Source organism: Enterococcus sp. DIV0840, from assembly GCF_050527835.1.
Lineage (GTDB): Bacteria > Bacillota > Bacilli > Lactobacillales > Enterococcaceae > Enterococcus_L > Enterococcus_L ureasiticus.
Genome location: NZ_CP172876.1, coordinates 2,564,706 through 2,584,204, shown reverse-complemented (window position 1 = coordinate 2,584,204; position 19,499 = coordinate 2,564,706). Strand labels below are relative to the sequence as shown.

General features: G+C 33.0%; 20 protein-coding genes and 1 pseudogene. 19 read left to right on the top strand and 2 right to left on the bottom strand.

The genetic code is table 11. The features are described from left to right. Positions 1 to 110: 110 nt before the first annotated feature. From IGL98_RS12355 to IGL98_RS12315, 9 genes are all read left to right on the top strand, one after another. On the top strand, positions 111 to 1,625 hold the full coding sequence (locus tag IGL98_RS12355) for a HEAT repeat domain-containing protein (RefSeq protein ID WP_206911739.1): 1,515 nt from the start codon (positions 111 to 113) through the stop codon (positions 1,623 to 1,625). Between the two features lie 143 nt (positions 1,626 to 1,768). Next, complete coding sequence (locus IGL98_RS12350; RefSeq protein ID WP_206842593.1) at positions 1,769 to 2,023, top strand: DUF3130 domain-containing protein; 255 nt, start codon at positions 1,769 to 1,771, stop codon at positions 2,021 to 2,023. Positions 2,024 to 2,168: 145 nt separating this feature from the next. Beyond that, positions 2,169 to 2,396 carry a hypothetical protein gene (locus IGL98_RS12345; protein ID WP_206911738.1) on the top strand — a complete coding sequence of 76 codons (228 nt, stop codon included), beginning with the start codon at positions 2,169 to 2,171 and terminating at the stop codon, positions 2,394 to 2,396. Further along, positions 2,383 to 3,603 (top strand): T7SS effector LXG polymorphic toxin, encoded by a 1,221-nt coding sequence (locus IGL98_RS12340; RefSeq protein ID WP_242590114.1) that lies wholly within the window; start codon positions 2,383 to 2,385, stop codon positions 3,601 to 3,603. The genes IGL98_RS12345 and IGL98_RS12340 overlap by 14 nt, the downstream gene beginning before the upstream one ends. Before the next feature lie 160 nt (positions 3,604 to 3,763). Beyond that, a complete protein-coding gene (locus IGL98_RS12335) occupies positions 3,764 to 4,126 on the top strand; it encodes a hypothetical protein (RefSeq protein WP_206911736.1) in 363 nt (120 codons plus the stop codon). A gap of 201 nt (positions 4,127 to 4,327) precedes the next feature. Further along, positions 4,328 to 4,459: a hypothetical protein gene (locus tag IGL98_RS12330; protein WP_277989046.1), complete on the top strand. Its 132-nt coding sequence runs from the start codon at positions 4,328 to 4,330 to the stop codon at positions 4,457 to 4,459. Positions 4,460 to 4,766: 307 nt separating this feature from the next. Then, a complete protein-coding gene (locus IGL98_RS12325; RefSeq protein WP_206911735.1) occupies positions 4,767 to 5,063 on the top strand; it encodes a TIGR04197 family type VII secretion effector in 297 nt (98 codons plus the stop codon). Between the two features lie 340 nt (positions 5,064 to 5,403). Beyond that, positions 5,404 to 6,690, top strand: coding sequence for a T7SS effector LXG polymorphic toxin (locus tag IGL98_RS12320; protein ID WP_277989045.1), 1,287 nt, complete (start codon positions 5,404 to 5,406; stop codon positions 6,688 to 6,690). 17 nt (positions 6,691 to 6,707) lie between these two features. Then, complete coding sequence (locus IGL98_RS12315; RefSeq protein WP_206911733.1) at positions 6,708 to 7,406, top strand: hypothetical protein; 699 nt, start codon at positions 6,708 to 6,710, stop codon at positions 7,404 to 7,406. A 160-nt stretch (positions 7,407 to 7,566) separates the two neighbouring features. Here the strand turns inward: IGL98_RS12315 and IGL98_RS12310 are convergent. Continuing rightward, positions 7,567 to 7,689: pseudogene (locus tag IGL98_RS12310) on the bottom strand (transposase); the annotation flags it as partial. Between the two features lie 223 nt (positions 7,690 to 7,912). Between IGL98_RS12310 and IGL98_RS12305 the strand changes: the two are divergent. The 10 genes from IGL98_RS12305 to IGL98_RS12260 all read left to right on the top strand — a co-directional run bounded on the left by IGL98_RS12305 (position 7,913) and on the right by IGL98_RS12260 (position 18,955). Continuing rightward, positions 7,913 to 8,434, top strand: a complete 522-nt coding sequence (locus IGL98_RS12305; RefSeq protein WP_206911732.1) for a hypothetical protein — start codon at positions 7,913 to 7,915, stop codon at positions 8,432 to 8,434. 12 nt (positions 8,435 to 8,446) lie between these two features. After that, entirely contained in the window at positions 8,447 to 8,986 is a 540-nt protein-coding gene (locus tag IGL98_RS12300; protein WP_206911731.1) for a hypothetical protein, read from the top strand. A 253-nt stretch (positions 8,987 to 9,239) separates the two neighbouring features. Continuing rightward, positions 9,240 to 9,365, top strand: coding sequence for a hypothetical protein (locus tag IGL98_RS12295; RefSeq protein WP_277989044.1), 126 nt, complete (start codon positions 9,240 to 9,242; stop codon positions 9,363 to 9,365). A gap of 344 nt (positions 9,366 to 9,709) precedes the next feature. Next, positions 9,710 to 10,645, top strand: coding sequence for a DUF262 domain-containing protein (locus tag IGL98_RS12290; RefSeq protein ID WP_206911730.1), 936 nt, complete (start codon positions 9,710 to 9,712; stop codon positions 10,643 to 10,645). An 11-nt stretch (positions 10,646 to 10,656) separates the two neighbouring features. Then, positions 10,657 to 11,463: a hypothetical protein gene (locus tag IGL98_RS12285; protein WP_206911729.1), complete on the top strand. Its 807-nt coding sequence runs from the start codon at positions 10,657 to 10,659 to the stop codon at positions 11,461 to 11,463. A gap of 17 nt (positions 11,464 to 11,480) precedes the next feature. Beyond that, a complete protein-coding gene (locus tag IGL98_RS12280) occupies positions 11,481 to 12,215 on the top strand; it encodes a hypothetical protein (RefSeq protein WP_206911728.1) in 735 nt (244 codons plus the stop codon). Between the two features lie 98 nt (positions 12,216 to 12,313). After that, positions 12,314 to 12,904, top strand: coding sequence for a DUF6602 domain-containing protein (locus IGL98_RS12275; protein WP_206911727.1), 591 nt, complete (start codon positions 12,314 to 12,316; stop codon positions 12,902 to 12,904). Continuing rightward, complete coding sequence (locus IGL98_RS12270) at positions 12,901 to 14,373, top strand: type I restriction-modification system subunit M (RefSeq protein ID WP_206911726.1); 1,473 nt, start codon at positions 12,901 to 12,903, stop codon at positions 14,371 to 14,373. The genes IGL98_RS12275 and IGL98_RS12270 overlap by 4 nt, the downstream gene beginning before the upstream one ends. A gap of 1 nt (position 14,374) precedes the next feature. Beyond that, complete coding sequence (locus IGL98_RS12265) at positions 14,375 to 15,565, top strand: restriction endonuclease subunit S (protein WP_206911725.1); 1,191 nt, start codon at positions 14,375 to 14,377, stop codon at positions 15,563 to 15,565. 30 nt (positions 15,566 to 15,595) lie between these two features. After that, positions 15,596 to 18,955 carry a DEAD/DEAH box helicase family protein gene (locus tag IGL98_RS12260; protein ID WP_206911724.1) on the top strand — a complete coding sequence of 1,120 codons (3,360 nt, stop codon included), beginning with the start codon at positions 15,596 to 15,598 and terminating at the stop codon, positions 18,953 to 18,955. Between the two features lie 84 nt (positions 18,956 to 19,039). Here IGL98_RS12260 and IGL98_RS12255 read toward each other — a convergent pair whose 3' ends face one another. Then, on the bottom strand, positions 19,040 to 19,333 hold the full coding sequence (locus tag IGL98_RS12255; RefSeq protein ID WP_206842607.1) for a hypothetical protein: 294 nt from the start codon (positions 19,331 to 19,333) through the stop codon (positions 19,040 to 19,042). Positions 19,334 to 19,499 lie beyond the last annotated feature (166 nt).

The window sequence follows — 19,499 nt, the reverse complement described above, 5'->3', positions numbered from 1 at the left end:
TTGGAAATCCGTCGTTTTATGGGCTGATCATAACCAAGGAATATCTTATGCTAAAATAGCAGTAAGGAATAAAAGTATAGTTCGTAAATAAAAATAAGCGAGGAAATAAAATGAACCAAACGTTGTTGGTAGTGCAAATGGAACAATCAGAAATTAAAAGTGTGTCTATAGCAATCAAGTATTGCTATAAAAAAATTATATTTGATCAAGAAAACCGACTAACATATACAAAGTATCTTGAGCAGATTCTAGAAGAGCAGACACCTAAAGAATTTTTAAATACGTTTAAACAATTACGTGCTTTTTCTTATGGTCAAAGTGACTGGAATTGGTTTGATATAAATGAATCAATAGTCCTTAGTCTATCATCTAACAACTCTGCCTCATTTTGGTCGTGGCTAGCTTGCCATCCAAATGGCTATGTCAGAGAATTTGCATTGAAAAAATTGGGTGCAGAATCCTGTTCCAATACATTACCATTTTTACTTATTACGTTAAATGACCATGTTGAAAATGTAAGAGAACTCGCAAAACAGGAAATCAGTAACAGTTTTATACAGGAAAATAAAGAAACTATTCTTTTTTCATTCCCATTAATTAAACGATTGAAATCTTTAGAACAGAAAGAAAACTTAGTAATTTATGATCAACTCAACAATTATTTATTAGATGACTTTGACTTATTGCAAAAAGCGCAAGAAAGCCAAGATATTTATATTTCTCGCTATGGATTTGAATTAAGTTTTAGAATTAAGGAACAATATAGAACGGAAGTACTAAAAAACGGCTTAAAAAAAACAGATAGAATTATTTTGAGTTGGACATTTAAAGAAATCCAAAAAGAAGAACATTGGGAAGAACAGTATTTGCCTCAGTTGTTGAATCACCCGCAAATGATTATTCGAAAACTGGCATGTGAGTGGTGCTATAATAATCGAGATAAAGAGGAACGGATGATTTCAACATTATTGGATCAAACAACATCAATCAAATATTTAGCACTGGATTATGTGGAGAAGCAATTTCCAGAAATAGATTGTAGAGAGTACTATCTACAGCATTTAAAAGAGAATCCAATCAATGCGATCCATGGATTAGCAATCTTACAGGATAAGAGAGATCAAGAGCGGATGTTGCCGCTGATCAACTCACATAAAAAGAAAATCAGAGTATCTGTGTTTAATTGGATAGGCTGTTTATCTTTTGAAGAACAACTGCCTGTATATATTGACTGTTTATCAGATCCTTCCAGAGATGTGAGAAATAAAGCAGTAGATCAGTTGATGAATCATTATTCATTGCCTATCAAGGAGCAGTTGATTCCTCTATTTAAAGAGAAAAAAGAAGCACGTTTCCAATTGAGTATCATCAAAATTCTTGGTGAGGAAAGTCGTAAGGATTATTTTTTTGACTTGGTTTCATTATATGTGTATGCGGCAGATCAGTTAGTGAAAGATAAGATTGAACAACAGCTTGTTGGATGGATGCTTAGCTGGAATCGGCGGTTCTTTTTTAGGTTTTGTTTGAAGGATAAGGTGGAGTTGGCTTTTTTGGTGAATAGGAATTATGAAGAATATTCGTCGGGTGTTTTAGATGTGATGTGGAAGGTTTTGAGAGCTAAGTAAACGGAAAAAGTATAACAGAACAATAACTGATTATAGAAGGAAAGAGCAAAATTTTACTACAATAGTATTATTTTGCTTTTTTTTATTAATTTAGTTAATGATAAGATTGTATTGTATAACTAAAAGTTAAAAGGAGTTTTTAAATGACAAAAATCAGTACGGACCAAGGAGTTGTTAGTGACATTACGAATAAATTTACCAGTAGTCTATCAGATGTTTCTTTTTCATCGAAAAAATCATTTTCCTTCTCTCAAAGTTCTGCTGCTTCTGGATTAAAGAGTAGCTTATCCTCTTTATCCTCAAGTATCAGTAATTTTGAAAGCTATGCATCTAGTGATGTGGGAAAGCTTAATACGATTCATCAAGCAATTGAAATAGCTGAAAGAGGAAAAGGATAGAGGATGACTGAAGACAAGAAAAGAACACTAAGATGGCAAGTAGAAGAAGTAGAAAATCATGTGAGAGACTTGAAAAAGAAAGAAAAATGAAACAACTCATCTTATACAGGATATTGCCCGTTTACATCAGCGACAAAGAGAAGTCTTGAATGAAATCCTATATTACAGCAAAGGAACCCATGCAGAACGTTCCGCAACGATTGATTTGGAGGATTTAGAACAAGAGCATCATTCAGCCATGCGCCATTTCGAAGAAGGGCAAGAGGAATTACATACATTAAGAAAATCAGAACAAACAAAGCAAGATCAACTAGAAGATGACCTCCTCATGCTACAGAGAAAAGAAGAGGAGGAACAAAATGTCGAAAATTGATTACAGAGAATGGACTGAATTATCAGCTGAAATCACCACACAACGACTAAAAATCGTCAGCCAGTTTAAATCATTCAATCAAGCGCAGCAACATTTCAAAGGAGCTACAGAACTATCTGGTACGGGTTGGGATTCTTCTAGAGATTACTTTGACGGTTATACAACGGTGTCAGAGGCGATTTTTAATGCACTCTATGAAGTGGATGATGCAACAACTGAATATGTCTCGGCGTTTACATCAGAAGTCGGTGCGGCTGAAAACCAGTTGGATACAGATCATTTGGAACGATTAAAATCAGAATTACGGAGTTTACAAGCTGAGAATGATATCTTAATGGAAGTAGCTGCGAAAGCTTTTGAAAATATTCCGTTTATCAATAAGTTTTTCATGGAACGAAGTATGCTTGGAAAAGCGAAAGAAATCGAAATTTTGGAAAAGTATCAAGCCTTTGAAGCAACGCACGGAAGTGATTTTGCGGAAGTCCAAAGCGTTATTTCTTCTATCGAACATGGCTTAGCACTACTTGGAAACTCTGGCAATTTTATTGGTGGTGCGAATGGTTATAAGAAAATTTCATGGAAAGAGCAAGACTGGTTTAAAATTATTCAAGCATTTAATGAAAAGAATAAAGAAGATCGTTATGAAATCGTTGTGATTCATGAAGATCATGATGGAAAACAGTTTGCGATTTATAAAAATGGAAAACTGGATGAAGGACGAACGCTTGATTATAATAAGTTGTTAGGGAAACAAGATTGGGAAATGTTGATGAAGCTTGGACCTGAAACCATAAAAATGTTACTTAATTTAGATGATGTGGAAGTTTTACTGGATGATGGATCAAGTACTGGGCAAAAAGTGAAGTCAAGTATTTTTCTTATTTTAGCAATTACACCTGCTGATAAAGTGAAAGATCTTATTAGGGCAGCGAAGTTGTTGAAAAGAGGAGACCACGTATTAGATGGTGTGAAGTTAACCGCCAAAGAGTTGGATATGTTAAGGGATTTGGAAAAATCTGGTGAACAGGTTAAGATAGTGGAGAAGGCAAGTGGACTTAAATTTGGAAATGCAGAGAAATTAGAAAGTCATTTTTTAAAACACGGCTCTGAAATGAAACATGCTTTAAACAAAAATAATTATACAGTAGTTGATTATTTAAGTGACGCAAATCATGTAATTAAGGAAGTACAATTTGTTCCTGAATGAACGGATATGTCAAACTTGTTGGTGGTGAAGGAAGTATTAAATATGCATTTGTAGGATTAGATAGAGCAACGAGTAATATTACTACCTTACATTTAAAATCTATAAAAGAGCTCGCCAAAAGAGCACCTAGTTTAGGTTGGATACCATAGGAGGAAATAAGATGATTATTGTAAAAAAAATTAACTGGATAGATGAAGACTCAGAAGAGGCAGATATTACACTTTCTGATGGAATGTATTCTATCGAATGTTTTTGTAGTGATTGTAATATATCAGAAGGTGATATATTTTCAGATATCATATACGGATTTAATGTTAAAGATATTGTTAAAAGCTTTAATAAAGAATATGAAATAGGTAAAAATGATAATGGTTATCACATTCAAGGTCAACTTGTAGATAAGGCAAGCGAAATTATGCAAATCGGGGAACTTAAAATAGATTTATCTCATGGCGATATTCCTAAGGACATTAAACAAAACGATTATATAGAAGTTGACATTTCAAGAATTGATATTTATTAAAGGAAGTAAAATTCTTTGATAAGTAAACTAGAACTATACTAATCAATTACCCAAAATATTGTGATCAAAGCAGTACGTGATAATAAGGAACATATCGATGTAAATACAGAAACTTGAACGAATAAAAAAGTTTATGTTAACAAAGACAAACTAAAAGAAGTCTATAATTTAGCATTAGATTTGAATGAAGAAAATTACAGTGTGCATTCATGGTCAGTTTTAATGATTAAACTTGCGGATGCAAAATACGTATATGATAACTTTGATGCTAGTCAACTGGATATTGATAATGCTACACTAGCATTGCAACAGGCAATTAATAACTTAGTTTAATAGCAATAAGTTAGAGGTAGTAGGCATAAAGGCTTATTATCTCTTTTTTTCAATCTAACTTACCAAAGAAGCTGATAGTTTTTTTTAACTATTGTGAGTGGTTCTTGTGTAACCCATATTAAAATGGGTTAAACGCATGAAACCTAGTCATATAATATCTAATAGGAGAGTAGATAACTATCTTGAGCAAGATAGAAAAAATGCTAAAAATGATAAGAAAATAGAACATAAAAACAGGAAATTTGTTATAATTAGATATTAAGTAAGATAATAAGTGATGTTTATGAAACTAAGGAGGAGTTAAAAAATGGGTGTTAAAAGTAGTACAACTGTTGCAGGCAGTGTATCCGCTTCATTTAGCAAATCTGCTAGTGCATTAAATAGTATTAATGCCTCTACGAGTGTGGCATCAAGAACAAATGTTGCTGGAAACGAAGTAGCAAAAACTTCTACAGTTAATTATGGAAAAGGATTAAAACAACTATCTACAAGTATTGTTTCGGCAGGTGCTGCTATTCATTCAGTCGCAAAAGACTTTGCTACTATAGACCAACAAGCTTCTCAACAATTTCAATCTAATTCTTTAGGAAGTTGGCTTAAATAAATGGAGATAGATTATCAAACAAAAATCCGTCAAATTCAAGATGAACAAGATTCAATAAGACAAAAAATTCGCTAAGTTGAACAACAACAAGAAGAATTTTTCTCCCTACAACAAGAGGAACAAGGTCTTTACTCAGAAATAGTAGAAACAAGTCCACCAGAAGAACGTCAATATTTCAAAAGTAGAGGAGAAGATAGTTTCTCTTTAGCCAAAAAAGCACAACGGCAATTGGAAGAACAAGAAGATGAACTGAAAAATACTAGAAAACAGCTGATTGATAAAGAGGAAGAATTATACATTGAACAAAGAAAAGAACAAGTGAAAGAAAAGGAGCAGTAGGATGGGGCTAAAATTTTATGTAGGAGAAATACAGCAACAAGGAAATGAAGCTTCCAGAATGAATAATCAAGCAAGTCAAGCCATTTCTTCCTTGCAAAGCAGTATTTCACAATTTTTATCTGCACCACTTTCTGGTAAAGCTTATGATTCAGCAAAAAGTTACTTTGGTACTGTGTATACACCACTTTGTCGGTCTGCTATTTTAACTGGGGAAGCTCTTGAAAATGCACATAAACGATTGTTGAGCGAATATCAAGGAATGGTCAGCAGTATAGATATGGATGAAGACCAAATTAAAAGCCAAATTCAGCGGTTTGAACAATTAAAACGAGAATTAGAAAGACAAATGCATGTGGCTAAAACCATGCGACCAGATTTGGAACGACGATACATGAACGCTTGTGATGTTATTTCCAAGAAGAGAGAACAATTGGAGAAATTCCATGCGTATAATGCTCGTTCAGCCAGTATTTTTGCGGAATATGAAGCGTGTCAGCAAGAATTTAATAATGGTTTAGCACAGGTTAAGGATTGTAAAGCTTGGAATTCAGCTTCTGGAACTTTTGACATTGGTCGGTTAAACATGACATGGGCAAGCCCTATTAATGCACGATGGCAACAACGAGAGAAAATGAAACAAGAAGCGAAGAATCGAGAAATGAAACAAACAATTGCGAGTTTAAATGGTTATACTATTATTTGTAGTACCTTAGGAACTAAAAAAACGTGGTACCTGATGAAAAATGGCAAAATTGTATCGCCAAAAGCGCATCCTAATCTTTATAATCAATTAGAAAAATGCAAAAATTATCTAGGAAAAGACCAATATAAAGTTGAAGAAGTAAAAGTAATGAGAAATGAAATGCCATTATCACCTGCTTTTGGAGGAATATTAGGAAACATTGGCAAAGTAGGTAAAGGTATTGATATAATAAGAAAAGGTGCAGGAACTATTAAAGTTGGACAATCTATTTTGGGTAAAATAAACAATGTACCTATTATAAATGCCTCTGAAAAAGAAACTGAGTGGGAAAAAGATAATAGAGTTCCTAAAGATAATGAGACTGTTTTGGGTGAGAAAGATTTTAAAAGAACGAAAAAGAAAGTAAAAGGAGCAGTCGTGTACGAGAAAGATGGGAAATTTTATCATAGGGATACCCTTCATAAAGGTAAAGGTTCTCATTTAGAAGTGTATGATAAATTAGGAAATCATTTAGGGGAAGCAGACCCCATAACAGGTGAAATTATTCCAGGAACACGAGATAAAAACAAAAAGTTACCAAAATAATTTATAGGAGTATGTTTATGGAAAAAAATATTATGAAAAATGACGTCTATATTTTGAAAACAACTCAAAATTATATAATTTTGAACGACAACTACGAAGGTTTAATAGTTTTAGATAAAAATCTTAATTTTAGTAAGAAGATATATGTTGCAGAAGATCTTTTTATTTATCAGGCATATTCTTCTGAATTAAACGATTATGTTGTAATTCAAGATGTTGAAAATGATATTCTATATTCAATTAATATTGAAACAAACGATATAAAAAAAAGGAATTGGAAAGACATCTTCTCAATATACTATTATGTTGAACAGGAGCAATTTTCACTCAATTCAAAGAAAACTAAGTATCAATTTTTTTACAATGAATTAAATGAGGTAGTGTATTTTAAAGAAGAATTAGTAAACGGGACTATACTTTCAAACTGTCAAGAAACAATATTATATAATACAAAAACAAATGAATTAAACTATAATGACAAAGTTATTCAAAGCCCTCCAACAAAAGTAGAACAGTATAAAGTAGACAAAGACTTAATACTAAGCTACTCTGAAAAATACTTATATGTGTTTTTTCAAGGAAACTGGAATCTACTTTATGAAGCGGAGGAACAATTTTCAATTAGAGAATGTTCTTTTAGTTTGGGACTCATTTATGTTCTTGTTAACAACAAAAGCAATATTGAGCAAAGTTTAGTACAAGTGATATCATTATAAAATTAGGAAACAAATAGTTGAAAATTTCAGCTTATTTCCGAAGGAGTTGCTTCTGCTCCCACCGTTTATTCGGATTCCTTGAGGCTGAGATATGACTCGTAGAGTTATGTCCCAGTCTCTTTTTATTTGGCTGAAAAAGAACCGTGCCAAAGCATAAAGAAATTCTCAATTTAAAATTATAGAAGTTACGGAAACCATAGGCATTTATCTTTAGTACTTTTATATGGTTACTCAAGCATTCTAACGGTCCGTTCGAATACGGTAAATCCAACGCATTTTTAATGCCAGTTGGTATTAATGGTCGTTTGATAATAAGCTGGAAACATTGAATAATCTTGTTCTAATAGCACCTGAAACCTTGTGTAATTTCTTGTCTGTATGGCGTAGAGAAAATCCTGATAACAGGTATAGCCAGCTTTTTGCTCATCCAACTCTCGATAATCAACTAGAAAAATGCTAAAAATTATTTAGGAAAAGACCAATATAAAGTTGAAGAAGTAAAAGTAATGAGAAATGAAATGCCATTATCACCCGCTTTTGGAGGAATATTAGGAAACATTGGTAACATAGGTAAAGGTATTGATATAATACGAAAAGGTATTGGAACAGTAAAAGTCGGTAAATCTGCGGTAGAAGCAATAAATTCTGCTAGAAGTGTTGAAGCAAGTAAACGAGTAAGAGCAGTTAATCCAGAAGATTTATTACCACAACAAGGATTAGTTACAGGTGAAGTTGAAGGTGCCCCTCCAGTAGATGCTGGTAAACAGGGAAAACATCAAGAAGGTCATAAAAATAATGAACAGTCAACAGAAGATAAATCAACATGGATTGATGGAGAAAATGGTGTAGCAGACACACAAGAGGCTTGGGAAAAAGGAGATTGGCAAAAAGGAAGAGAAGGAACTGTTAAAGAATATGATTCTGGTAGAGTAGTTGGTAGTGATGGGGTAACAACTGAAATAAAGGTTCATATTGATGGAAAAGGCAATATTCATGGCTATCCTAAAATACCTTTAGGAGATAAATAAGGGGATGATAAAATGAGTAACACTGAACATGCAATTAACTTCGTGAATAGAAGTTTAAAAGAAGGTAATTATGGTTATGTATTAAGAAAGTATGTAAAGGGGAATCAATGGGATTCTTATTTATTAAATCACATGGAGGAGATTATATTTAAACCTATGACAAGTTTTGAATATAGCCGGTGCTTTTCTTACTATTTTATGGAAGATATCCAATTATCCAAACCATTTTTTACACTTGAAGCAAAAAATGAAGTTATAAAACGTGGTTATATAGAGTTTATAAATTTACAAATTTCAGCAATAAGTCCATTTTTTATAATCGAAAAAGCACAGTATCAAAAAACTGAAGAAGGTATAACTCTTGATATAATCGATTTAACAGAATTCAAAAATAAGAAGTTGGAAAAAAAGTATACAGAACTAATAGAAGTATTAACCGAACGGAAGCTAATTTTGGTTGACAGGGAAGAATTAAAAAAAGTACTTTTAGACATTCCATTGGAAAACTATGAACCAGAAGAAGTGAATTACGCGAGTTACCTGTTTGAATAATAACAAATTGAAGAGCTTGGGACGTAAGTCCTAAGAAACATAAAATAGCAGACCGAAAATCATAAGAATGATTTTCAGTCTGCTATTTTTTAGATTATAGGGAGAATCATCCTTGGTTATCAGCTTACTTAGCCTATATTTCCTTAAATTGACCGCCATTAGCGCGAATCCAATTTCACTGTGTGTCTGCTTTTTCCCTCGAACAGAGAAAATGCTCTCCTCATGCTACAGAGAAAAGAAGAGGAGGAACAAGATGCCGAAGATTGATTATAGCGAATGGACTGAATTATCAGCTGAGATCACAACACAACGATTAAAAATCGTCAGCCAGTTTCAATCATTCAATCAAGCGCAGCAACATTTTAAAGGAGCTACATAACTATCTGGTACGGGTTGGGATTCTTCTAGAGATTACTTTGACAGTTATACAACGGTGTCAGATGCGATCTTTAATGCACTCTATGAAGTGGATGATGCAATAACTGAATATGTCTCGGCCTTTGCATCAGAAGTCGGTGCGGCTGAAAACTAGTTAGACACAGACCATCTGGAACGATTAAAATCAGAATTACGCAGTTTACAAGCTGAGAATGATATCTTAATTGTAAAGATATTCGGTCTTTTTTCTATATATTGAAATAAACTAGGATAATCATGCAAGTTTCCTTAAATTATGCTATATTTATATCGTACATAAAGTTTTTATAAAGGGTGGATATGATTTTGGCAAATTATGAAGTAAATAACATATCAGTAGAATCAATTTTAGGTTGGATTAGAGATGGAAAAGTGGCAATTCCGGAAATCCAACGTCCATTTGTTTGGAAGGCAGCGAAAGTGAGAGATTTAATTGATTCCCTTTATCGTGGATATCCGACAGGCTATATTATAACATGGAGTAATCCCGATACTAGGCTAAAAGATGGAACAATTTCTTCAGGAAAAGAAGTCATTATTGATGGTCAGCAACGAATTACAGCTTTAACGGCTGCATTAGCTGGTCAACTAGTCGTGGATAAAGACTATAAAAAGAAACGAATCAAAATTGCTTTTAATCCTATTTCTAAAAAATTTGAGGTTGCTAATCCTGCAATAGAAAAAGATAGTACTTGGATCGAAGATATCAGTACCTTGTTTGTAGAAGGTTTTAATTCTTGGCCATATATCAGTGAATATGCAACAAAAAATAATGTAGATGCCGGTGAAATTAACACTGTATTAGATCCGTTATTACAAATAAAAAAGAATAATCTAGGCATTATTGAACTATCTGATTCTCTAGAAATTGAAACGGTTACCGAAATCTTTACCCGAATCAATTCTAAAGGAGTCACACTTTCTCAAGCGGATTTTGTTATGTCTAAAATTGCTGCGAATACGGAATTAGAAGGAATCTTTATTCGAAAAACGATCGATTATTTTTGTCACTTACTTGAACGTCCACAAGACTATGAAAATATTGCGACAAATGATATAGATTTTGTTGAAACTGACTATTTCGATAAAATTAAATGGGCTGTTACTAATCAAAGTAATGTCTATGTTCCAAAGTATTCTGATATTTTACGTGTTGTATTTACGTATAAATTTCACCGTGGAAAATTGTCTGATCTAGTTCAATTATTAACGGGTCGTGACTTTAAAACACGAGGCTTTTAGAGGAAATAGCTGTGAATAGCTTTTCAGAGTTAAAGGCTGGAGTTTTGGCGTATTGCAATAAAACAAATTTTCAAGGTTATTTGATGATTCTGGAATCTGTTGGGATTGTTTCACCGAAATTAGTGCAGTCTCAAAATGCATTAAATTTTGGTTACGTTTTATATTTGTATTTAAAAGAACAAAAAACGCCATCGAAAGTGATTGAAAAATCAGTTCGTCGTTGGGTGTTGTTATCTATTTTAACACAACGTTATTCTGGTTCAGCTGAATCAAAATTTGACGAAGATATCCGGAAGTTTACGACTGCCACTTCACCACTTGAAGTAATTGATAATGAAGAGAAAGGTGTGTTATCAGATGCTTTTTGGAACAATATTTTAATTGATAAATTGACAACAGCGAAAATGAATTTTGCGTTTCATTGTTATTGGATGGCGCAAATCAAAGCGAATGATCAAGGCTTTTTATCGGATGAAATTACTGTTCGCTCAATGCAACTGAATTATGGGGATATGCACCATATCTTCCCAAAAAACTACTTGAAGAAAAATGGAATAAATAAACAAAATGACTACAACCAATTAGCAAATTATGCAATGGTACAAAAAGAAATCAACATTCAAATTAGTGATAAAGCGCCGATGAATTATTTGCAAGAATATGATAGAGATACCAAGAAAATACAAAATAATTTTAAAGAAAACGCAGTGCCGTTAGATTTATTTGAGATGGATGTCAATGATTATCAAGTCTTTTTATCTGAGAGAAGGAAATTTATGGTAGAAAAGATTCGTTCGTTTTATGAATCGTTTAAATGAAATGAGGATATCTAGAAGTGCAAAAATACAAGGTGAAGTTGGAAAGAAAAAAAGGTTGGCCAGTTTATGGTTATTTTGAAGTTGAAAATGCTGAAAAAATTGATGAAATCATAGCATTGATTAATACATACTATCAAAATGATTCTGAAGTAGATGAATTTACTATTGATGACAAAGAAGATGTTAGTGACAACCTCAAAAAATGGATTAAGAAAAAGAGAATAAGAAGTTTTAGTGACTGGAAAAGAAGAAGAAGGAAATTATTGAACTATAGTCATGAATTGAATAATATTCTTTTGCTAGTCTCACTAGGATTTAGTATCATATCAGTTAGTTTATTATTATTATTTTTCAAAAAAGAAGTAGCGAATGTTCTTTTTTCTAAAATTAGTTTATTTGAGATGACCAATATTGCATTAATAATCTGTGGAGTCGCAATCATTTTAGAAGGATTAAAGAGTATTAATTACCTCTCAGGAACTAATTTATTCTTTCTATTTGCTGCTCCGGGTTTTCTTCTCCCAGGTCTATTTATTATGAGTGAAAGTTACATGAATGTTTCTATCATTAGGTGGCTACCTGTCTATTTTATACTAACATCATTAATGTGGTTTACAATAGTAGCATCTGCTAGATTACTAGGACAAGGATATCAATTATTTCAATCTACAATTAAAGATCAAAAAACAAGACTGGAAATTTTACTTACTGTATTTGGAGTGATTATTTCATTAATTGCATTATTTAAATAGAGTTTAGCTGGAAGGAAAAAATAAGAACGGGGCTTCTTGAGGAACAATATATTTACTATGAGCGATTATTAAGTCTCCAATATTGGGCAACAAGAGAATTGAATCATAAGTTAAATAAAGGAGAATTAAGAGAAAAATTTATCAAACGATTCGTTCGTGAGAAAATTCCCAATTGTCAAATTGGGGATGGGATTATTTGTGGGTCTGAAAATTGGCAATCAACACAAATGGATTTTATAAAACTAAATACTGCTGCGACAAGGCATACCAATATCCATGAAGTTGAACATTGCTTACTAACGATTGAAATTAAGAGCAACGCAAGAAAAAGTGAGCTTGAAAAGTTGAATGAAATCTCGGAGACTTTAAAAAAGCAGAATCCTCAAATAATGACAGGAATATTTTGCTATAGAACTGAATTAGATGCTAATACTATTATTAAAAAATTTGGTATTCCGTTTGATGATGAAATTGAAGCTTATGAAGTATATAATAGAAAGAAAGATATCTTTAAGAATATTGATTTCTGTTTTTCTTTAGATATTGATGAGGAAGATTATTTTAATCCAAATCCTTTTCTAGTTCTACGTGATGCAAATAAGAAAGAATGCCAGCTTTTCAAGGGAGAAGACGGTAGAGCAATGCGATCATTTATTGAGATGTTAAAATACGAAGGAGCACAAACATGATAACAGGCGAAATTAAAAGTAAAATTGACAATATTTGGACTATTCTTTGGACAGAAGGTAGTACGAATCCATTAACAAATATAGAACAATTAACGTATCTTTTATTTATGAAAGATTTAGATAAAGCAGAGTTAGTAAATGAACGAGATAAAGCGGCGCTAGGTTTAACCTATAAGAGTGTTTTTCCAGAAGATAAGCAAATGTATCGCTGGAGTCAATTCAAACAATTAGGAAACAATGATGAGTTGTTTGAATTAATGCAACAGAAGATTTTTCCATTTATGAAGAACTTAAAAGGTGATGACGATGAAACAGCATTTTCTCGCTATATGAGAGAAGCAACGTTTCAAATTAATAAACCATCAACCTTGCAAAGAGTCATTTCGATTTTAGATGAGTTACCAACAGATGATAAAGATATGCAAGGGGATATTTACGAGTATCTGTTATCAAAATTGCAACAAGCAGGAACAAATGGACAGTTTCGTACGCCAAGACATATTATTAAGATGATTGTTGCAATGATGCAACCAAAGCCAGAAGATACAATTATTGATCCGGCGATGGGATCAGCTGGGTTTTTAGTAGCAGCGAGTGAATATATGAGAGAACATCATAATGACTTATTCATCAATGATCAGCTTTCTGAGCATTATCATAACGAAATGTTTCACGGAAATGATATGGATAGTACGATGTTGCGCATTGGTGCAATGAACATGATGCTTCATGGTGTGGACAATCCGCAAATTGCTTATCGCGATTCATTGTCCCAAGAGAATGTTGAAGCTGATAAATATTCGCTAGTATTAGCCAATCCACCATTTAAAGGCTCATTAGATTATGATTCAGTGGCAAATGATTTGTTAGCAACGGTTAAAACGAAAAAAACAGAGTTACTCTTTTTAGCTTTATTTTTACGAATTCTAAAACCTGGTGGTAGAGCTGCTGTTATTGTTCCCGATGGGGTACTTTTTGGTTCATCAAAAGCACATAAAGAAATTCGGAAAACGTTATTAGAAGAGAATCAATTGAATGCAGTTATTTCAATGCCAAGTGGTGTTTTTAAGCCGTATGCTGGGGTTTCTACGGCAATTTTGATCTTTACTAAAACAAGTTCAGCGAGTAAAACAGAAAAAGTTTGGTTTTATGATATGTTGGCAGATGGCTATAGCTTAGATGATAAACGTAGCTCGATTGAAGAATCGGATATATCAGATATTATTCAACGTTTTACTCACTTGGAAGAAGAGAACAATCGTCAACGAAAAGATAAATCATTCTTTGTATCATTTGAAGAAATTGAAAAGAATGAGTTTGATTTGAGTATTAATAAATATAAAGAGATAGATTATGACGAAATAGAATACGAGAATCCAGAGAAATTAATAAAAAAATTGAATATGCTAGAAGAACAAATAAAGTCTAATCTTAAAAAATTAGATAATATAGTAAAAGGAAATGATTAGATTGAATATACAGCCTTTGAAAAAATTACTAATATCACTTGAAACTGGGAAAAGACCTAAAGGAGGGGCACAGGGGAAGGGAGTTCCTAGTTTAGGAGCAGAGCATCTAAATAATTATGGTGGTTTTAATTTAAAGATTGAAAAAATGAAGTATATACCTTCTGATTATTTTAGCAAAATGCAAAAAGGACGAATAAAAAAAGGTGATATATTACTAGTAAAAGATGGTGCAACTACAGGAAAAGTATCTATGGTAAGCAATGATTTTCCATTTGAAGATGCATCAATAAATGAACATCTATTTTTGCTTAGATGTGACCAACAGATTATTTTACCAAGATTTCTTTTTTACTATTTATATTCTTCATATGGAAAATTAGAAATTTTGAAAGATTTCAGGGGTGCTACAATTGGAGGGATATCACGAAAATTTTCTGAAATGAAAATTTTTTATCCGTCGATGGATATACAAAAAAGAATAGTAGATACCCTAGATAATGCTCAATCTTTAATCGAAAAACGGAAAGAACAGCTAACTGAAATGGATCGATTGATTCAAAGTGTGTTTTATGAAATGTTTGGTACCTCATTTTCAACTAAATCAAATTGGAAAACAAAAAAAGTTGGCCAAATTTTTACGGTAAAATCTGGTTCAACTCCTAGCAGAAATGAAAAAAGATACTGGGAAAAAGGAACAATTCCATGGATAAAAACAAATGAGGTTAAAAATAATGTTATTTTTTCATCGGAAGAAAAAATAACTGTATCTGGAAAAGAAAATTCTAGTGTAATTTTATTTCCTAAAAATACTATATTGATTGCCATGTATGGACAAGGAAAGACAAGAGGAAGAAGTGCAATTTTAGGTATTGAAGCAACGACAAATCAAGCTTGCGCTGGTTTATTACCAACCGATAATGTAAATACACTGTTTATTTGGCATCAGTTGATGCAAAGGTATAATGAGCTGAGAGCTTTAGGACGTGGGGGAAATCAACCTAATTTAAATGCTGGGTTGATTAAAGACTTCAACTTGATTGTGCCTCCCGTTGAGCTTCAAAATAAATTCGCTACTATCGTAGAAGAAATTGAATCACAAAAGAAAGTAATGGAACAAAGCCTAATCGAAATGGAAAATAACTTCAACGCTTTACTGCAAAAAGCGTTCAAAGGGGAATTATTCCCAGAATAAAGGATGTACTAAGAAAAAAGGAGGTTGCGTATGTCAAATTTTAGTTTCTTGGAAAAAGATAAGGATTTTAAAGATTTTTCAAACGCTTGTATCGAAGCTGAAACATACATTGGAACTGATACAGTTGTTTCTGCTGTTTGGTCACGCAGAGCATTAGAGTTAGCAATCAAATGGATGTATAAATTTGATAACAGTTTAAGCGTTCCATATAAAGATAATTTAAATTCCTTAATGAATGAACCAAAGTTCAAAAAGATACTTGATCCTCGTTTGATACCATTAATAAACTTTATACGTAAACTAGGAAATGCCTCTATTCACAGCGGAAAGTCGGTAAAGAGAGATGAAGCTGTTGTTTCTTTACGAAATCTATTTGAATTTGTAAACTGGATTGATTATACCTATGGTGATGCTTATCAAAAGAGAACCTTTGCTGAAACATTATTACCAGTTACTACGCATCTAATTGTAAAATCTAAACCTGCTAAAATGCAACAAGTTCAAAAAGAAATCTCTGCAAATGATCTTTCATTAAAAGAATCACGTGAACAAGTATCTATAGAAAAACGTCAAGAAATAACCCATAAACGTGAAGTTGGTCAACGTTTTGAAGAGGTTTATCAAGTAGAGACACTTTCAGAAGAAAAAACAAGAGAGCGCTATATTGATGTTGAGTTAAAATTAGTTGGTTGGGAAATTGGCGAGAATGTTCAAGAAGAGCGCTTTGTTCAGGGGTTAAATACAACACCTTCTGGAACAGGAGAAATTGATTATGTTTTACTTGGAGAAAATGGTCAACCAATTGGTATTATTGAAGCAAAAAAAACTGCTCTAAGTCCAGAAAAAGGACGAGTACAAGCGTTAGACTATGCTCAAGGTTTAGAAAAAGAAACTGGAATTTATCCATTCATATTCTATACAAATGGTTTTGAAACATGGTTTATTGAAGCCGCATATCCTGCGAGACAAGTTGCTGGTTTCTATACGCAAAATGAATTACAACGATTGCTTATCCGTCGGAAAACAAAGAAATCATTTACTTCGGATCAAATCAACGACGCTATTACGAATCGACCGTACCAAAAAGAAGCGATTGCACATGTATGTGCTGATTTTGAAGCAAAACGTCGGAAAGTTCTTTTAGTTATGGCAACAGGTTCAGGGAAAACACGAACAGCAATTTCTTTAGTAGATGTATTAACGAAAAATAATTGGGTCAAAAATTGTTTGTTTTTAGCTGATCGCACAGCATTGGTCAGACAAGCTTACAAGAATTTTAAGCATCTATTGCCATCTGTTACACTGTGTAATTTGTTAGAAAAAAATAAATCTGCAACTCCAGAAAGTAGTCAAATGATTTTTTCCACGTATCCAACGATGATGAATGCAATCGAAACAATCAAAACAAGTGAAAATCAACCGTTGTTTACACCAGGGTATTTTGATCTAATTATCATTGATGAATCTCATCGAAGTATTTATAAAAAATATGGGGAGCTGTTTACTTACTTTGATGGTTTATTGGTTGGATTAACAGCAACACCAAGAAGTGAATTTGATAAAAATACGTATGAACTATTTGAATTAGCTGACAATATTCCTACGTTTGCTTATGACTTAGATCAAGCTGTAAATGAACATTATTTGCTTCCATATCATACAGTTGAAGCAGTATTGAAAATTCCTGAACGCGGAATTCATTATGATGAGTTACCAGAAGCAGAAAAAGAGCATTTTGAAGATGTTTTTGAAGATGATGCTGAAGAAATGAAAGATATTGACGGCGATGCAGTCAATAACTGGCTATTTAATAGCAAGACGATTGATATCGTTTTAAATCAACTAATGACTAAAGGAATTCATGATTCAAGTGGGGATGAAATAGGGAAAACAATTATCTTTGCTAAAAATCACAAACATGCAAAGATGATTAAAAAACGTTTCCGAATCCTTTATCCTGAAAAAGGAGAAAGCTATCTTGAAGTGATTGATTACCAAGAAGATAAGCGAGAATCATTGATTGACGATTTTTCTGTGAAAGAAAAAAATCCACAAATTGCTGTTTCTGTTGATATGCTAGATACAGGAATTGATGTTCCAGAAGTTGTCAATCTAGTCTTTTTCAAACGTGTTCGTTCAAAAGTGAAATTTCTTCAAATGATTGGACGTGGCACACGAACATGTGAAGATCTGTTTGGACCTGGGATTGATAAGACTCAATTCTTAATTTTTGACTATGGTGGAAATTTTGACTTCTTCCGTTTAGATAAGAAAGAAGCTGGGACATCCGTTGGTCGATCGCAAACAGAAAAAATCTTTGCCATAAAAGCTGAGATGATTCGAGAGCTAGAAAATTTGGACTATCAAACGGATGAATTAATTGCCTATCGTTCAGAATTAGTAGATGAGTGGCAAAATGAAGTTAGCCAGTTAGATGACAATTCTATTCGAGTGAAGCAGCGATTGAGATTTGTCCACAAATTTAGAAATCCCGAAATCTGGCATTCACTAACAGCTATTGCAGTTGATGAATTAAAACGTGAGTTGGCACCAATTCTTCCATCAATACAAGATAATGAGCTGGCGAAACGTTTTGATTATACCGTTTATTCAATTGAATTTGCTAAGTTAGCGGATAAGAACGGAACACGCTATATAAAACAAGTGATGGATACCGTTAAGGATTTGGAGAAAAAGGGAACCATTCGAGCAGTTCAAGAACAAAAAGAAATTATTTCAAAAGCAAAAGATGAAGCCTTTTGGCAGACGACGACAATTCCCGAGATGGAAGAAATTCGGTTGTTATTACGTAATTTAGTGCAATTTACTGATAAAGAGACAAAAAAAGATTATTACAGTCATTTTGATGATGAAATTATTGATGTGAAAGAAGATTTTGCTCCACTTTTAGATATTAATGAGTTAGATGACTACAGAGAAAAAGTTGAACATTTTCTTAAAGAAGCAGATGATATGGTCGTGTATAAATTACGACATAACCGCACATTAACGAAACAAAACGTAGCTTCACTAGAAAAAGTACTTTGGGAAGAACTAGGAACAAAAGAGCAATATATCCAAGAATTTGGTGATCAATCGGTTACTCGATTGGTTCGAAATATCGTTGGTCTAGAACCGCAAGAAGTAAATGATGTATTCTCAGAATTTTTATCTGGTAATCAGCTAAACCGTGAACAAATTACGTTTGTAAAGAAAATTATCGAGTATGTTGTTAAAAATGGGTATCTTGAAAAAGAGAAGTTTACACAAGAACCATTTAAAACAGTAGGAAGTATCACGGAATTATTCACTGATGAACAAAAAGAAATCCGTGAAAAATTACTTGAAGCAGTTGACCAAATTAATAGAAATGCTGAATTTATAAGTTAACGAACATTTATTAAGTATATTCTCTAATAGATTAAACTAGGAACACTCAACGAAGTGAACCTAGTTTATTTTTTTCTTAACACGTCACTTCTTCAAAACTTCACCCGAAACCTTCCTCTCCCCATCCAACTTCTTCACCTTCTCCTCCTCAATCGCCATCAACCGCAAAAACTCCTCAAAAAAAGCATGAAACAAATGCCCACAAGCATAATACTCCTTCACTACCTGTTTCTTATTAATCGGACCTTTCCGAAACTGAAAAAAATGATCTAACACAGCAAGCGGCTCCTCCCAAGACTGCAACCGATCCAACGTATGCTGCAAATCCGTAATATCCTGATAAGGAATCACCTTTAAACTCTGACCTTCTTTTTTCATAACCCGTTTCCTCCCTTTTTAAAGTACTCTTAAAACCAGTAACATGAAGCGCTGAACAACAACATCCAACGCCCCAATACATAACTCATTTATCTACGCATTGACCAAGGCAACAATGAAACAAACCAGTGACAAAAACGACTTCCATATGATTTCTCTAAGCCTG

Bases quoted from the DNA above. Each gene is read 5' to 3' on its own strand.
- IGL98_RS12355 (WP_206911739.1), top strand. From the start codon at position 111: ATGAACCAAACGTTGTTGGTAGTGCAAATGGAACAATCAGAAATTAAA.
- IGL98_RS12350 (WP_206842593.1), top strand. From the start codon at position 1,769: ATGACAAAAATCAGTACGGACCAAGGAGTTGTTAGTGACATTACGAAT.
- IGL98_RS12340 (WP_242590114.1), top strand. From the start codon at position 2,383: ATGTCGAAAATTGATTACAGAGAATGGACTGAATTATCAGCTGAAATC.
- IGL98_RS12335 (WP_206911736.1), top strand. From the start codon at position 3,764: ATGATTATTGTAAAAAAAATTAACTGGATAGATGAAGACTCAGAAGAG.
- IGL98_RS12325 (WP_206911735.1), top strand. From the start codon at position 4,767: ATGGGTGTTAAAAGTAGTACAACTGTTGCAGGCAGTGTATCCGCTTCA.
- IGL98_RS12320 (WP_277989045.1), top strand. From the start codon at position 5,404: ATGGGGCTAAAATTTTATGTAGGAGAAATACAGCAACAAGGAAATGAA.
- IGL98_RS12315 (WP_206911733.1), top strand. From the start codon at position 6,708: ATGGAAAAAAATATTATGAAAAATGACGTCTATATTTTGAAAACAACT.
- IGL98_RS12305 (WP_206911732.1), top strand. From the start codon at position 7,913: ATGAGAAATGAAATGCCATTATCACCCGCTTTTGGAGGAATATTAGGA.
- IGL98_RS12300 (WP_206911731.1), top strand. From the start codon at position 8,447: ATGAGTAACACTGAACATGCAATTAACTTCGTGAATAGAAGTTTAAAA.
- IGL98_RS12295 (WP_277989044.1), top strand. From the start codon at position 9,240: ATGCCGAAGATTGATTATAGCGAATGGACTGAATTATCAGCTGAGATC.
- IGL98_RS12270 (WP_206911726.1), top strand. From the start codon at position 12,901: ATGATAACAGGCGAAATTAAAAGTAAAATTGACAATATTTGGACTATT.
- IGL98_RS12260 (WP_206911724.1), top strand. From the start codon at position 15,596: ATGTCAAATTTTAGTTTCTTGGAAAAAGATAAGGATTTTAAAGATTTT.
- IGL98_RS12255 (WP_206842607.1), bottom strand. From the start codon at position 19,333: ATGAAAAAAGAAGGTCAGAGTTTAAAGGTGATTCCTTATCAGGATATT.